General features: G+C 65.0%; 16 protein-coding genes. 9 read left to right on the forward strand and 7 right to left on the reverse strand.

The window, feature by feature from the left end; all coding sequences use genetic code 11:
- Positions 1-4 precede the first annotated feature (4 nt).
- Positions 5-874, reverse strand: coding sequence for a non-homologous end joining protein Ku (gene ku / locus CKW40_RS26905; protein WP_095202867.1), 870 nt, complete (start codon positions 872-874; stop codon positions 5-7).
- Positions 875-1252: 378 nt separating this feature from the next.
- Here ku and CKW40_RS26910 point away from each other — a divergent pair, with 378 nt between their 5' ends.
- The 5 genes from CKW40_RS26910 to CKW40_RS26930 all read left to right on the forward strand — a co-directional run bounded on the left by CKW40_RS26910 (position 1253) and on the right by CKW40_RS26930 (position 5509).
- The gene (locus CKW40_RS26910; protein ID WP_080680878.1) at positions 1253-1393 is read left to right on the forward strand and encodes a hypothetical protein; all 141 of its coding nucleotides are present in this window, start codon (positions 1253-1255) and stop codon (positions 1391-1393) included.
- Positions 1394-1572: 179 nt separating this feature from the next.
- A complete protein-coding gene (locus CKW40_RS26915) occupies positions 1573-2049 on the forward strand; it encodes a thiol-disulfide oxidoreductase DCC family protein (RefSeq protein WP_244571298.1) in 477 nt (158 codons plus the stop codon).
- 24 nt (positions 2050-2073) lie between these two features.
- Positions 2074-3747: a saccharopine dehydrogenase family protein gene (locus tag CKW40_RS26920; RefSeq protein ID WP_095202868.1), complete on the forward strand. Its 1674-nt coding sequence runs from the start codon at positions 2074-2076 to the stop codon at positions 3745-3747.
- A gap of 141 nt (positions 3748-3888) precedes the next feature.
- Entirely contained in the window at positions 3889-4257 is a 369-nt protein-coding gene (locus tag CKW40_RS26925) for a YciI family protein (protein WP_095202869.1), read from the forward strand.
- A gap of 7 nt (positions 4258-4264) precedes the next feature.
- The gene (locus tag CKW40_RS26930) at positions 4265-5509 is read left to right on the forward strand and encodes an RNA polymerase sigma factor (protein ID WP_095202870.1); all 1245 of its coding nucleotides are present in this window, start codon (positions 4265-4267) and stop codon (positions 5507-5509) included.
- 3 nt (positions 5510-5512) lie between these two features.
- Here CKW40_RS26930 and CKW40_RS26935 read toward each other — a convergent pair whose 3' ends face one another.
- From CKW40_RS26935 to hrcA, 6 genes are all read right to left on the reverse strand, one after another.
- Positions 5513-6139 carry a glutathione S-transferase family protein gene (locus CKW40_RS26935; RefSeq protein WP_095202871.1) on the reverse strand — a complete coding sequence of 209 codons (627 nt, stop codon included), beginning with the start codon at positions 6137-6139 and terminating at the stop codon, positions 5513-5515.
- A 142-nt stretch (positions 6140-6281) separates the two neighbouring features.
- The gene (gene cysK, locus CKW40_RS26940) at positions 6282-7262 is read right to left on the reverse strand and encodes a cysteine synthase A (RefSeq protein WP_095202872.1); all 981 of its coding nucleotides are present in this window, start codon (positions 7260-7262) and stop codon (positions 6282-6284) included.
- A 179-nt stretch (positions 7263-7441) separates the two neighbouring features.
- Positions 7442-8059: a LysE family translocator gene (locus CKW40_RS26945; RefSeq protein ID WP_095202873.1), complete on the reverse strand. Its 618-nt coding sequence runs from the start codon at positions 8057-8059 to the stop codon at positions 7442-7444.
- Between the two features lie 277 nt (positions 8060-8336).
- On the reverse strand, positions 8337-9707 hold the full coding sequence (locus CKW40_RS26950; protein ID WP_244571299.1) for a PQQ-dependent sugar dehydrogenase: 1371 nt from the start codon (positions 9705-9707) through the stop codon (positions 8337-8339).
- An 82-nt stretch (positions 9708-9789) separates the two neighbouring features.
- Positions 9790-9987, reverse strand: coding sequence for a hypothetical protein (locus CKW40_RS26955; RefSeq protein WP_095202875.1), 198 nt, complete (start codon positions 9985-9987; stop codon positions 9790-9792).
- Between the two features lie 40 nt (positions 9988-10027).
- Positions 10028-11110, reverse strand: a complete 1083-nt coding sequence (gene hrcA / locus CKW40_RS26960) for a heat-inducible transcriptional repressor HrcA (RefSeq protein ID WP_041164512.1) — start codon at positions 11108-11110, stop codon at positions 10028-10030.
- Positions 11111-11267: 157 nt separating this feature from the next.
- Between hrcA and rph the strand changes: the two genes are divergently transcribed.
- The 4 genes from rph (at position 11268) to hemW (ending at position 14410) form a co-directional block, all read left to right on the forward strand.
- A complete protein-coding gene (rph, locus tag CKW40_RS26965; RefSeq protein ID WP_095202876.1) occupies positions 11268-11984 on the forward strand; it encodes a ribonuclease PH in 717 nt (238 codons plus the stop codon).
- A 178-nt stretch (positions 11985-12162) separates the two neighbouring features.
- Positions 12163-12573: a VOC family protein gene (locus CKW40_RS26975; RefSeq protein ID WP_095202878.1), complete on the forward strand. Its 411-nt coding sequence runs from the start codon at positions 12163-12165 to the stop codon at positions 12571-12573.
- A complete protein-coding gene (gene rdgB, locus CKW40_RS26980) occupies positions 12573-13235 on the forward strand; it encodes an RdgB/HAM1 family non-canonical purine NTP pyrophosphatase (RefSeq protein ID WP_095202879.1) in 663 nt (220 codons plus the stop codon). The genes CKW40_RS26975 and rdgB overlap by 1 nt, the downstream gene beginning before the upstream one ends.
- Positions 13232-14410 carry a radical SAM family heme chaperone HemW gene (hemW, locus tag CKW40_RS26985; RefSeq protein WP_179298121.1) on the forward strand — a complete coding sequence of 393 codons (1179 nt, stop codon included), beginning with the start codon at positions 13232-13234 and terminating at the stop codon, positions 14408-14410. Before rdgB ends, hemW begins: the two co-directional genes overlap by 4 nt.
- Positions 14411-14413 lie beyond the last annotated feature (3 nt).

Below are 14413 nucleotides of genomic sequence, written 5' to 3' on the forward strand. Positions count from 1 at the left end.
GTCCTCAGGCCGATTTGCGCTTGGGCGCGGCGGCTTTCGCTTTGGCGCGTTTGGCTGCCGGTTTGGCTTTCGCCGACGAAGACGGTTTCGTTGACCCGGAGTCCGACAGGCTCTTCTTCAGCGCGTCGAACAGGTCGACGACATTGGATGGCTTGGGCGCGGCCTTGGCCTTCGGCGCCTGGTGGCCGGCCTTCTTGGCGCGGATCAGTTCAAGCAGGGCGTCCTCGTATTTGTCGTCGAATTTCGACGGATCGAAAGTGGCCTTCTTCTTGTCGATGATCAGCTCGGCCAGGTCGGTCATCTCTTGGTCGGTCTTCACCGCCTTGATCTCGCCGAACACGCTGTCCGACTGGCGCACCGTATTGTCGTAGCGCAGCGTCGTAAGCACCATGCCCTTGCCGAGCGGCTCGATGACCACGGGACGCTCGCGTTGATAGAGGACGATGCGCGCCAGCCCGGCCATCTTCTTCGCAACCATCGCGTCGCGGATGACGGCGAACGCCTCCTCCGACACCTTGTCGGCCGGCGCGACATAATAGGGCGTGTCGAGGTAGATTTGCTGGATCGAGGCTTTGTCGACGAAGCCGTCAAGCGCCATCGTGTGCGAGGATTCGATCTGCACCGCCTCGATCTCGTCTTCCTCGATCTGCACGAAATTGCCGTCGTCGAGCTCATAGCCCTTGATCTCGTCGCCATCGCTGAGCGGCTTGCCGGTCTCGGCATCGACATAGATGCGCTTCACCGTGTTGCCGGTCTTGCGGTTGAGAATGCGGAACGAGACCTTTTCGGTATGGGTGACGACATTGGTCAGCTCTACCGCGCAGGTGACCAGCGACAGCTTCAAATAACCCTTCCAGGCGGGGCGCGGTGCCATGGCAATTTCCCTTCAGCAATCAGATGAAGGTGAGAACGGCCAGGGCCCGCTCCAGTTCCGCCAGTGCGTGACATCAGGCACACCACGGCACGGCCGAGCCATTGTCGCTGCCCGAACGAAAATTTCACGGGCGCGACAGAAATTGAAACAGAACCGCGCGCAGGCGACATTCAAACGAAACATATGTGATGCAAAAGTCACACTGGACGGAATGGCGACAAAGAGCATGGAAACACCCCGAAACAGCCGCATTCCGGCCACGAAGCAACGGGTTTTCGACCAGATATTAACATCGTGTTCACCGACTATTCACGCCTCGACGCTATGATGTCCGTCAATCGGAAGGGACATCCGAAAATCGGGACAGGGACAGGGTAAATGAACTTCCTTACGCACCTCATCGGCTATGCCGCAGCCATCCGCGAATTCATCGCGCCGACCTATCGGCCCGAGCGCTATTACATGCGCGGCCCGGGTCCGGCATGCGCCCGCCGCGGCACCTCGCTGGGCGCGCACTGACCATGACGTTCGAGAGCCGCCACAACAGCCGCATCTGCAGGCCGGGTGCCGATACCCGCGCCACCACCTATCGTTCCGAGCGCCCGGCGCTGGCCGAAAGGCGGCGTGCGACATCGCCACGTCTTTGATCCCGCCATCGGCTGGCTTAGTGTCCCAGGACACGAGCAGCCGAGGCCCGCGTGACCGACCTTTCCCAGTCAAGTCTGTCCCAATCACATCTGGCCAAGCCCAGTCCTCCCGCTGAACCATCTTTCGATGCACGCCAGCCGCTGATCGTCTTCGACGGCGTCTGCGTGCTGTGCTCCGGCTTCGTGCGCATGGTGGTCAGGCTCGACCGCCAAAACCGTTTCCGCTTCGCCACCGCGCAATCGCCCTTCGGCGAAGCGTTGTTCAGGAAGCATGGGCTGCGCACGGACTCTTACGAAACCAATCTCGTCCTCGTCGACGGCCTTGCCTTCACCAAGCTCGACAGCTTTGTCGCCGTGATGTCGGAACTCGGCTGGCCGTGGCGCGCGGCGAGGGCGCTGTTGCTGCTGCCGCGCCCGCTGCGCGACTGGCTTTACAATCGCATCGCCAAAAACCGTTATGCGCTGTTTGGCAGGAAGGACAGCTGCGACATTCCATCGGCCGAGCTGCGGGAGCGGTTCCTCGGCTAGGCCTTGCTTCGGGGGGAGCAGCGCATGAGACTTCTCATCGTCGGCGGCTATGGCACCTTCGGCGGACGCATCATCCAGCTGCTGGAGAACGAGCCGCGTCTGACGGTGATCGTTGCCGGTCGCTCTTTGGCGAAGGCCGAGGCCTGGTGCAAAAGCCGTGGCGCGGTCGCCGCGCAACTGATGCCGGCAGCGTTCGACCGGGATGGCGATCTCGCCGCGCAGCTGGAGTCGCTGCGCCCCGACACGCTGGTCGATGCCAGCGGCCCGTTCCAGGCCTATGGCGAAGGCCGCTACCGCCTGATCGAGGCCTGTATCGGGCAAGGCATCAATTATCTCGACCTCGCCGATGGATCGGATTTCGTCGCTGGCGTGCGGGCTTTCGATGCGGCCGCGAAGCAGGCCGGGCTGTTCGTCCTGTCCGGTGTCTCCAGCTTTCCGGTGCTGACGGCGGCGGCGGTGCGCCGGCTGTCCTGCGCCATGGTGCGCATCGACACGATCAAGGGCGGCATCGCGCCGTCGCCCTATGCCGGCGTCGGCGAAAACGTCATCCGGGCGATCGCGGGCTATGCCGGCCAGCCGGTCGAACTGATGCGCGACGGCATCAAGGCGCAGGGCCACCCGCTGACCGAACAGATGCGTTACACGATCGCGCCGCCTGGCCGCGTGCCGCTCAAGAACACGCTGTTTTCGCTGGTCGACGTGCCGGACCTGCGCGCGTTGGCGGAGCTGTGGCCGCAGGCGAAAACCATCTGGATGGGCGCCGGGCCGGTGCCCGAAATCCTGCACCGCGCGCTGATCGGCCTTGCCTGGCTGGTGCGCATCGGGCTGGTCCGCTCGCTGGCACCGCTCGCCCCGCTGATGCATTGGGCGACCAACCGGCTGCGCTGGGGCGAACATCGCGGCGGCATGTTCGTGCTGGTCGAAGGTGCGGACCCGGCCGGGACGCAGCTCAAATGCTCATGGCATCTTCTGGCTGAAGGCGATGACGGGCCGTTGATCCCGTCAATGGCGGTCGAGGCGCTGGTCCGCAAGGCGTTGGATGGCCGCATGCCCGCGACCGGCGCCCGCCCGGCGGTGAACGATCTCGAGCTTGCCGACTATGAAGCGCTGTTCGCGGGCAGGACGATCTATTCCGGCTTTCGCGACGACACTGCCGGCGACCCGGGCAAACCGCTCTATGCGGAATTGCTCGGCGAGGCCTGGCAAGGCGTGCCCGAAAAAATCCGCGCCATGCACGATCATGCGAAAACGGCGGAAGGTCGTGCCAGCGTCGAGCGCGGATCAAATTTCCTTAGCCGGATAACGGCCTGGCTGATCGGCTTTCCCGGGCCAGGCACCGATATTCCGGTGCGTGTCCGCTTCGACGTCGACAAAGCGGAAGAAACCTGGACGCGGACATTCGGCACGCACAGTTTTTCAAGCCGCCAGTTCGCGGGGCAGGGGCGCTCTGAGCGCCTTTTATGCGAGCGCTTCGGCCCGCTGACCTTCGCCATGACGCTGGTCGCCGAAGAGGGCAAGCTGTCGCTCGTCCTGCGCGGTTGGAGCGTTCTCGGCCTGCCCTTGCCGATGTGGCTCTGCCCGCGCTCGGCCTCCTTCGAGACAGTCGAGAATGGCCGCTTCCGCTTCCATGTCGAGATTTCGCACCCGCTCACCGGGCTGATCGTGCGCTATCGCGGCCGGCTCGAGCCGGTTGACTAGCAATGGGTACGAGCTCTCCGCTTGCGTCGGGCCCGATCAGGGCCGAAAGATTTTTGCGCGGCCTGTCGAAATCGGTCGCCGCCGCGCGACATACGTCTGGCCCCGCAAGGACGCGGCCTTCGAAATCACGGGAGAAGACCCATGCGATACATGCTTATGATCAACAACGACGAATCCGCACTGGCGGCTATGCCGATCGAGAAGACCCAGCAGATGAGCGCGGCCTACAGCGCCTATACCGAAGCGCTGAAGAAGTCCGGCGCGTGGCTGGCCGGCGAAAGGCTGCGCCCGACCCAGGCGACCACCTCGGTGCGGATCGCCGACGGTAAGACCAATGTCATCGACGGCCCCTATGCCGACACCAAGGAGCAGCTTGCCGGCTTCTACATGATCGAGGCGGCCGACATCGATACCGCCATCGAATGGGCGGCGCGCTGTCCGGCGGCCAGCACCGGCACGGTCGAGTTGCGGCCGATCTGGGAAATGGTCGACTACCTGCCCAAGACATGACTGTGTGATGGACAGTCGACCGGAGATCGCCCGGGCGGCCGCCGAGGCCGCCGCCCGGCAAAGCTATGGCAAGCTGGTCGCCTGGCTCGCGGCGCACGCGCGTGATGTGGCCGCCGCCGAGGATGCGCTGGCCGACGCCTTTGCAGCGGCGCTCGAACGCTGGCCGAAATCAGGCGTGCCTGAAAAGCCGGAAGCCTGGCTGCTGGCCGTGGCGCGGCGCCGCCGCGTCGATGCGGTGCGGCGGCGGCTGACCCGGGAGGCGGCCCGCGATCATCTCCAGCTGATCGCCGAAGAGATGGAGGCGCGCATGACTGACGAAGAGCTGCCCGACGAACGGCTGCGGCTGATGTTCGCTTGCGCGCATCCGGCGATCGAGCCGGGCGTGCGCGCACCGCTGATCCTGCAAACCGTGCTCGGCTTCGATGCCGCGACGATCGCCTCCGCCTTCCTGGTCTCGCCGGCAACGATGGGCCAGCGCCTGGTGCGCGCCAAGGCCCGCATCCGCGAAACCGGCATTCCGTTCCGCGTGCCGGAGCGGGCCGAACTCGGCGAACGGCTGGATGCCGTGCTGGAGGCGATCTATGCGGCTTTCGCCGAAGGCTGGTCCGATCCGGCCGGCACCGAGACGCGGCGCCGCAACCTCGCCACCGAAGGCATCTGGCTTGGCCGCCTCGTGGCGACGCTGATGCCGCAAGAGCCGGAAGCGCTTGGCCTGCTTGCGCTGATGCTGTTTGCCGAAGCGCGCCGCACGGCCCGGCGCAGTGCCGAAGGCGACTTCGTGCCGCTGGCCGAGCAGGATTGCGACCTATGGGACCGCACGCTCATCGACGAAGCGGAGGCGCTGCTGTCCCACGCGGCGGCGAACGGCGTCGTTGGCCGCTACCAGCTCGAGGCGGCCGTGCAGTCCGCTCATGCGGCGCGACGGCTGACCGGCCGCACTGACTGGCCGGCGATCCGCGCGCTTTACGACGCGCTGTTTTCGATCGTGGGATCGCCGGTGGTGGCGATCAACCGCGCGGTGGCGCTTGCCGAGACGGAGGGCGCCATGGCGGGGCTGGCGGCGCTTTACGTGCTGGGCGACGACAAGCGGCTCGACGAATATCAGCCCTATTGGGCGGCGCGCGCCGGGCTCCTGGCCAAGCTTGGTCAGGTGCCGCAAGCAAGCGAGGCCTACGATCGCGCGATAGGTCTCGAGCGCGACCCGGCGGTGCGCCGGTTCCTGCAGGGAAAAAGGGCGGCGCTGCGAAACTGACCCTCAGCCGGGCCACATCTCATGCGAGGTGTTGAGCGTCTTTAGCAGCGGATGGCCGCGCAGCCTGGCCCATAAACGTTCTATGTTCGGCCATGCCGCCCGCGCTCTGTCGATGTCGGGATGCCAGGCCACCAGCATGACGAGATAGATGTCGGCCAGCGACATCGCCTCGCCCACCAGCCAGTCACGGCCTTTGAGAGCGGTATCGAGAACGGCGAAGCCGCGGTCCATTTCGGCGACAGCCGCCTGCTTGACGGCTTTCGTGCCGTCGGCGTCGGCTGTGTAGCGATGGGCGTAGTAAAGCCGCAGCACCGCCGGATAGAGCACCGACGACATGAAGGCCATCCAGCGCAGGAAATCGGCGCGGGCCGGCGCATCGACCGCCGGCGCCAGGCCGGCCTCGGGATGGCGCTCGGCAAGCAGAATGCAGATCGCCGCCGATTCGGTCATCGATTGTCCGTCCGGCAGGGTCAGCACCGGCACCTGGTTCAGTGGACTGATGCCGAGGAAGGCCGGATCGGGCCGGTCGGATTTCGGCACATCGATCTGCTCGAATGGTGCGTTGGCCAGCGCCAGCGCCGCCTCGACGACGAAGCCGCCGCTGCCTGGGCGGGTATAAAGCTTGTACATGAAATTCTCCCCTGGCCCGTGCAAGGCGGGCCGGGGCGATATGAACCGGAAGCAGGGTTCTGCTCAAGCCGGGCGGCAGGCGCCACGGAAGGATTTTTCAGCGGGCCAGCAAAGTACGGTGGCCCGTCGAAAAGGCGGCGGCCTAAGCCCCCAGCCCCTCGAACAAAATCGTCGACAAATAGCGCTCGGCGAAGTCGGGGATGACCACGACCAGGGTCTTGCCCTTGTTCTCCGGCCGCGAGCCGACGACGATTGCCGCCTGCAGGGCAGCACCCGAAGAGATGCCGACCGGCACGCCTTCGAGGCGGGCGACGAGGCGGGCATTGGCGACCGAATCCTCGTTGGAAACCTTGACGATCTCGTCATAGATCGTGGTGTCGAGGATCTTTGGCGCGAAGCCGGCGCCGATGCCCTGGATCTTGTGCGGGCCGGGCTGGCCGCCCGACAGCACCGGCGAGGCCTCCGGCTCGACGGCGACGACATGCAGCGAAGGCTTGAGCTTCTTCAGCACCTGGCCGACGCCGGTGATGGTGCCGCCCGTGCCGATGCCGGCGACGAAGATGTCGACCTCGCCCTGCGTGTCGTTCCAGATCTCCTGCGCCGTCGTCTTGCGGTGGATTTCGGGATTGGCGGGATTTTCGAACTGCTGCGGGATGACGGCGTTGGGGATCGTCGCGGCCAGTTCGTCGGCCTTGGCGATGGCGCCCTTCATGCCTTTCGGGCCTTCGGTCAGCACCAGCTCGGCGCCGAGCAGCGCCAGCATTTTGCGGCGCTCGACCGACATCGTCTCGGGCATGGTCAGGATCAGCTTGTAGCCCTTGGCGGCTGCGGCGAAGGCAAGCGCGATGCCGGTATTGCCCGAGGTCGGTTCGATCAGCGTCGTCTTGCCGGGCGCAATCTTGCCGGCCGCCTCCAGCGCCTCGATCATCGCCACGCCGATGCGGTCCTTGACCGAGGCGATCGGGTTGAAGAATTCGAGCTTGGCGACCAGATTGGCGACGACGCCCTTCTCCTTGGCGAATTTGTCGAGCCGGACCAGGGGCGTGTCGCCGATCGTGTCGGTGATGGAACTGTAGATGCGGCCGCGGCCGGGGACGCGGGCGGAGGTGACGGGCTTGTTCATGGTTTCGCTCCCAGGATTTCAGGCAAGTGGCGTTGCAGCCGGCAAGATAGGGCTTTCAGCCGCGCAACATAAGCTGTCGGCCGGAAATATCCGAGTGGGCCTCGTGTCTAAAACGCCCGTGTCCCGGAAAAGCATTTCGCGGGGAAGCCTGCCCCCGGAATGTTTTGGCTGAAAGGGTGCTACTGGCGGGCCGCGATCGCTGCCGCGGCGCCCACCATGAAGCCGGCGGCGGTGCGGTTCAGCAGCTTCAGCGCGCGCGGCGATTTCAGGAACCAGCGCGCCTTGGCGGCCAGTGCCAGGTAAGGCACCAGCACGACGAACAGCACGACCACCGTCAGCGCGACGAGAATGCCGTAATCGGCCAGCGTGATGGTCTTCAGGTCGACGATGGTCGGCGTGATCGCCAGGTAGAAGATCATGGTCTTCGGATTACCCAGTGTCACGGTCAGGCCGGCGACAAAGCTCGAAACCAGTCCGCCCTTGCCCTTTTTCGCTTCGACCGTTTCGGGCGTGATGCCCGCGGTCCAGAAGCGCCAGCCGAGGAAGGCGAGATAGGCGACGCCAAGCCATTTGATGGCGAGGAACACCATGCCGAAGGTCTGCGCGACGAAGGCGAGGCCGAGCACGACCGCGGTCAGATAGGTGAGGTCGCCGAGCATCAGGCCGAAAGACATGGCCAGCGACGAGCGAAAGCCGGAGCCCAGCGCCCGCGCGACAAGCGCGGTGACGCCGGGGCCGGGAATGGCGGCGGCGATGCCGAGGGCAGCACTGTAGGCGAGGAAGCCGGTGAGGGTCATGGATAGGGGTCCCAGATCGGAGGGTCTTATCGCATACATCCGAATAGAATTGAATTTCCTGAGGATTGGATTTGATTGCACCAGACAGCGCGGTCTTCGCCTTATGAAGCCCCCTCATCCGGCCGCTTCGCGGCCACCTTCTCCCCGAGGGGAGAAGAGGAAGGCGCCGGCGCTAACGTGCTCCTCTCCCCACCGGGGAGAGGTCGGATTGCCCCGAATTGCCCTGCAATTCGGTTTTGGCAATCCGGGTGAGGGGGCCTGCGCTGCCTAAGACTCCTCAGGACCGGCCGCCATCATAGGTCACGCGCCAGATGGTGCCGTTGCCGTCCTCGGTCATGATCAGCGCGCCGTCGCCGGCCACGGCCACGCCCACCGGCCGGCCCCAGACCTCGCCATTGGAGACGACGAAGCCGGTCATGAAATCCTCATATTCGCCGGTCGGCTTGCCATCCTTGAACAGCAGGCGGACGACCTTGTAGCCGGTCCTGTTGCCGCGATTCCACGAACCATGCAGGGCGACAAAAGCGTCACCCCGGTATTCCGTGGGAAAGCCGGTGTCGGCGGGCAAGTCCTTGCGGTCGTAGAAGGCAATGTTGAGCGGCGCCGAATGCGCCTGCATCAGCACATCGGGAATGGTTGCCTTGCCGGCGAGATCGGGGCGTGCGCCCTTGTGGCGCGGGTCCTCGTGGTTGCCGATATAGTACCAGGGCCAGCCATAGAAGGCGCCGTCCTTGACCGAGGTGGCGTATTCGAACGGCACGTTGTCGCCCAGCGCGTCACGCTCGTTGACGACGCACCACAGCGCGCCGGTCGCCGGCTGGACGGTCATGCCCGAACAGTTGCGCAGGCCGGTGGCGACGATGCGGCCGTTCTTGCCGTCCGGGTCGAAGGCCTGCACGTCGGCGCGGCCGTCTTCGGAACCCCACGTCGCACCCAGCGGCTTCGATTTCACCCACGCGTCGAGGCCGCCATCCGGCGTCTTGCCCATGTCCTCGGCGACATTCGAGCCCGAGCCGACCGACAGATAGAGCGTCTTGCCATCAGGCGAAAAGGCGATGTCGCGCGTCCAGTGATGGTTCGAGGGGATGTTGTCGACAATGGTTTCCGGTTCGCCGGATGCCTTCAGCTCGCCCTTTTGGTAGGCGAACCGCACGATGCTGTCGCTGTTGGCGACATAGACCCATTGCGGGTCGTCGCCCGGCGGATAGAAGGCAATGCCATAGGGCTGGTTGAGATTGCCGGCGAAAATGCTCTCTTCGGCGGGCTTGGCGCTGTCCTTGGCCAGGCGGTAGACGCGGATCTGGTTGGCCTCGCTGTCGGCGACAAACAGGTCGCCATTGGGTGCGACGCGCACGACGCGCGGATTGTCGATGCCGGACGCGATAAGCTCGGCCGAAAAGCCTGGAGGCAATTGCGGTTTCGCGCCCGCCGGCATGTCGGCAAGGCCGGCGCTGTTCGAGGCCGATTTGGTGACATAGGGCTTCGGCAGGTCTTCCGGCTTGATCAGGCGCCGTACGCCCGGTCTGTCGGCGCGCCAGTCGCCAAAGGCGGCCGCACCCTTCAGCACCGGCTGCTCCGCCTGCTGGGCGAATGCCGTGCTTGTCACAAGAAAGAGGGCTGGAACCACCAGTCCGGCCAATCGGATCATTTTGTCCTCCATCTGGTCGCGAAGGAAACGGCCGATTTGTCCCTGGGTTCCGCCCCACACGATGAGGGAAGCGGTTCCCTGTCTATGTCCCGGCAGCCAAGAAATCGTCGTCGAGACGTTTTTCCAGCGCGACGAGATCGGCCGGCAGCGGCAGGCCCATGGCGCGCATTTCCTGCAGCTTTTCGCGCAATTGTTCCTGGATTTCGTGCTGGTCTTCCGGCTGGTTGACCATCTCCTCGAGCAGCAGGCTGATCCGGGCCTTGAGTTCTTCGAGCGCCATTGTTTTTCTCCTCGCTGCCCGTCTCTCGCTATCCGGGCCGCTACCTTAACATGCGCGATATCAGCTGCGCGGTATAATCGACCATCGGCACGATGCGGGCATAGTTCAGCCGGGTCGGGCCGATGACGCCCAGCGCCCCGACGACGCGGGCATCCTTGTCGCGATAGGGCGCGACCACCAGCGACGAGCCCGACAGCGAAAAGAGCTTGTTTTCCGAACCGATGAAGATGCGCACGCCCGATCCCTGCTCGGCCAGATCAAGCAGCTGGATCAACCCATCCTGCGTTTCCATGTCCTCGAACAGATGCCGCAGCAATTCGATATCGGCCTGGGCGGTGACGTTTTCGAGCAGATTGGCGCGGCCGCGCACGATGAGCCGTGCCGGCAGGCCGCTTTCCGCACCGGCCCACACCGCCAGGCCCTTCTCGACCAGGTCCTGCGACAGCGTGTCCAGCGCCGCTCTCGTCTCTTCCTTGATGCGGGCGATCTCGGTGCGCGCTTCGGCGAGCGTGCGGCCGCGAATATGCGCGTTGAGGAAATTCGAGGCCTCGTGCAGCTGCGAGACGGTGATGCCGGCGGGCAGTTCGACGACGCGGTTTTCGACATCGCCATTTTGCGACACCAGCACGGCAAGCGCCTTGGTCGGCTCCAGCTGGATGAACTCGATATGCTTCAGCGCCACCTCGTTCTTGGCGGCCAGCACCAGGCCGGCGCCGCGCGACATGCCCGACAGCATCTGGCTGGCCTCGGTCAGCATATGTTCCAGCGTCGCGCCCGAGCCGGAGGCCCGCACCTGCGCCTCGATGGTGCGGCGTTCCTCGTCGGAGAGGTCGCCAAGTTCCATGAAGGCATCGACGAAGAAACGCAGGCCCGCCTGCGTCGGCAGCCGGCCGGCCGAGATATGCGGCGCATAGATCAGCCCGAGATGCTCGAGGTCGCTCATCACATTGCGGATGGTGGCCGGCGACAGGGAGGAGGGCAGGATGCGCGACAGGCTGCGCGAACCCACGGGTTCGCCATCCCTGAGATAGGAATCGACGATCCGCCGGAAGATGTCGCGTGAGCGCATGTCGAGTGATTGAAGTGCAAGCGACTGCGAACCCGGATCGATTGCCTTGGTCATTCGGCCAAAAACCTCCTGCTTCAGGATATAGACTTCGGCACGGTGGGCGCAACCCGGTCTCTGTATCAGATCGCCCGGTCCGTTTTCCTTTGCGCGCTGCCCCCCATACGTCTAAAAGCCGGCCACGATTCCGAAAAATGACTGGAAAGAAGCCTGAATGCGCCCCTCCAAACGCCAATTCGACGAAATGCGCGCCATCTCCTTCGAGCGCGGCGTCTCCAAGCATGCCGAAGGCTCGTGCCTGGTGAAGTTCGGCGACACCCATGTCCTGTGCACCGCCAGCCTCGAGGAAAAGGTGCCGGGCTGGATGCGCAATTCCGGCAAGGGCTGGGTGACGGCCGAATACGGCATGCTGCCGCGCTCGACCGGCGAGCGCATGCGCCGCGAGGCCTCCGCCGGCAAGCAGGGCGGCCGCACGCTGGAGATTCAGCGCCTGATCGGCCGTTCTCTGCGCGCCGTGGTCGATTTGCAGGCACTGGGCGAACAGCAGATCACCGTCGACTGCGACGTCATCCAGGCCGATGGCGGCACCCGTACCGCCTCGATCACCGGCGGCTGGGTGGCGCTGTATGACTGCCTGCGCTGGATGGAAGCGCGGCAGATGGCCAGTGTCGCCAAGGTGCTGAAGGACCATGTCGCGGCGATTTCCTGCGGCATCCATGACGGCCAGCCGGTCATCGACCTCGATTATCTCGAGGATTCCGCGGCCGGCACCGACGCCAATTTCGTCATGACCGGCAAGGGCGGCATCGTCGAGATCCAGGGCACCGCCGAGGGCGAGCCTTTTTCCGAAGGACAGTTCGCCGAATTGATGGGCCTGGCGAAGAAAGGCATCCAGCGCCTGGTGAGTTTGCAGCAGATGGCGGTGGCTTAGGTTTTTCAATGCTGAGCCAAGGCACCCCCCTCTGGCCTGCCGGCCATCTCCCCCGCAAGGGGGGAGATCGGCTGTGGTCTCGGATTTCGCCAACCATCAACGTTGAGGCGCTGTCAGCGAAACTGCCAATCTCCCCCCTTGCGGGGGAGATGCCCGGCAGGGCAGAGGGGGGTGCCTCGTGATCCCTTCGGCCATCCTGGAATCCGCCCTCTACGTCACCGACCTGCCGGCCGCCGAAGCCTTCTACACCGACATCCTCGGCCTCACCCTCCTCGGCAAGGTCGAAGGCCGCCACCTGTTCTTCCGCTGCGGGCCTGGCGTACTGCTCATCTTCAATGCCGAAGCGACCAAAATTCCTCCGGCGCCCGACGCACGGCTGAAAGTGCCGCCGCATGGCACGGTCGGCGAAGGCCATCTCTGCTTTGCGGCGACCGCTGACGAACTCGCCGGCTGGAAAGCCCAACTCGAGGCGAAGAAGATCGCCATCGAAAGCGAATTCGAATGGCCGCAAGGCGGCCGTTCGATCTATATACGCGATCCCTCGGGCAATTCGATCGAGTTCGCCGAGCCGAGAATCTGGGGCCTTTGATGCATAGTCTTGATGGCAAGAAGATCGTCGTCGCCAGCCACAATGCCGGCAAGCTGCGCGAATTCGCCGACCTGATGGGACCGTTCGGCTTCGAAGCGAAGTCGGCCAAGGACTATGGCCTGCCGGAGCCGGACGAGACCGGCACCACTTTCGAGGAAAACGCCTACATCAAGGCGCTGGCCGCCGCAAAGGCCACCGGCCTGCCGGCGCTGTCGGACGATTCGGGCCTCTGCGTCGACGCGCTCGACGGCGCGCCCGGCGTGTACACCGCCAACTGGGCCGAAACCCCTGACGGATCGCGCGATTTCGCCATGGCCATGCAGCGCACCGAAGTGGCGCTGCAGGAAGTGGGTGCGGCTTCGGACGAACAGCGCAAGGGCCGCTTCGTCGCCGTCATTTGCCTCGCCTTTCCCGACGGCGAGGCCGAATATTATCGCGGCGAGGCCGAAGGCACGCTGGTCTGGCCGCCGCGCGGCGCGCTCGGCTTCGGCTATGATCCGGTGTTTTTGCCCAATGGATTCGACAAAACCTTCGGCGAGATGAGCGCCGAGGAAAAGCACGGCTGGAAACCCGGCCAGCCGACGGCGCTGTCGCATCGCGCCCGCGCCTTCCAGAAATTCGCCCAGGCACGGTTGAATACGCCGGGATTGGGCTCGGCATGATTGGATCCGGCATGAGCATGCTGCTCGACCGGACGCCCGGCTTCGGCGTCTACATCCATTGGCCGTTCTGCGCGGCCAAATGCCCCTATTGCGACTTCAACAGCCATGTCCGCCATCAGCCGGTCGACCAGGAGCGCTTTGCCGCCGCCTTCGAGGCGGAATTGGCGACGATGCGCCAGCGCACCGGGCCGCGCGAGGTCACCAGCGTTTTTCTCGGTGGCGGCACGCCCTCGCTGATGAAGCCGGAAACCGTGGCCAGGGTTCTGGACGCCGTGGCGAAGAACTGGACGGTGCCGGACGGCATCGAAGTGACGCTGGAGGCCAACCCGTCCTCGGTCGAAGCCGAACGCTTTCGCGGCTATCGGGCGGCGGGCGTCAACCGTGTCTCGCTGGGCGTGCAGGCGCTGAACGACAAGGATTTGCGTTTCCTCGGCCGCCTGCACAATGTCGAGGAAGCGCTGCATGCCATCGGGCTCGCACGCGAAATCTTTCCGCGCCTGTCCTTCGACCTGATCTACGCCCGGCCCGGCCAGACGCCGGAGGCCTGGGCATCCGAGCTGGAACAGGCGATCGGCCACGCCGCCGACCATCTGTCGCTCTACCAACTGACCATCGAGGAAGGCACGCCCTTCCACGCCTTGCATGCCGCGAAGAAATTCATCATTCCCGACAACGACCACGCCGCCGACCTTTATGCGTTGACGCAGGAGATCACCACGGCGCATGGCCTGCCGGCCTATGAGATCTCCAACCACGCCAGGCCAGGTGCCGAGAGCCGGCACAATCTGACTTATTGGCGCTATGGCGAATATGTCGGCGTCGGCCCCGGCGCGCATGGCCGCTTCGTCGAGAATGGCCATCGCACGGTGACCATCGCCGAGCGGATGCCGGAAACCTGGGCCAACCTCGTCGAGGCCAAGGGCCATGGCGTCACCGGCGGCGAGATCCTGACGCGCTCGGAAGAGGCCGACGAGTTCCTGCTGATGGGGCTCAGGCTGGCCGAGGGCATCGACCTCTCGCGTTACGAAGCCTTCTCCGGCCGCGGCCTGTCGAGCGCGCGGCTGTCGTTGCTGCAGGGCGAGGGGCTGGTGGCGCCGATCGGCAATGCACGGCTGCGCGCTACGCCGGCCGGCATGATCGTGCTCGACGCCGTGGTGGCGGATCTGGCGCGGTAATCC

This window comes from Mesorhizobium carmichaelinearum, from assembly GCF_900199455.1.
In the GTDB taxonomy this organism is placed as follows: domain Bacteria; phylum Pseudomonadota; class Alphaproteobacteria; order Rhizobiales; family Rhizobiaceae; genus Mesorhizobium; species Mesorhizobium carmichaelinearum.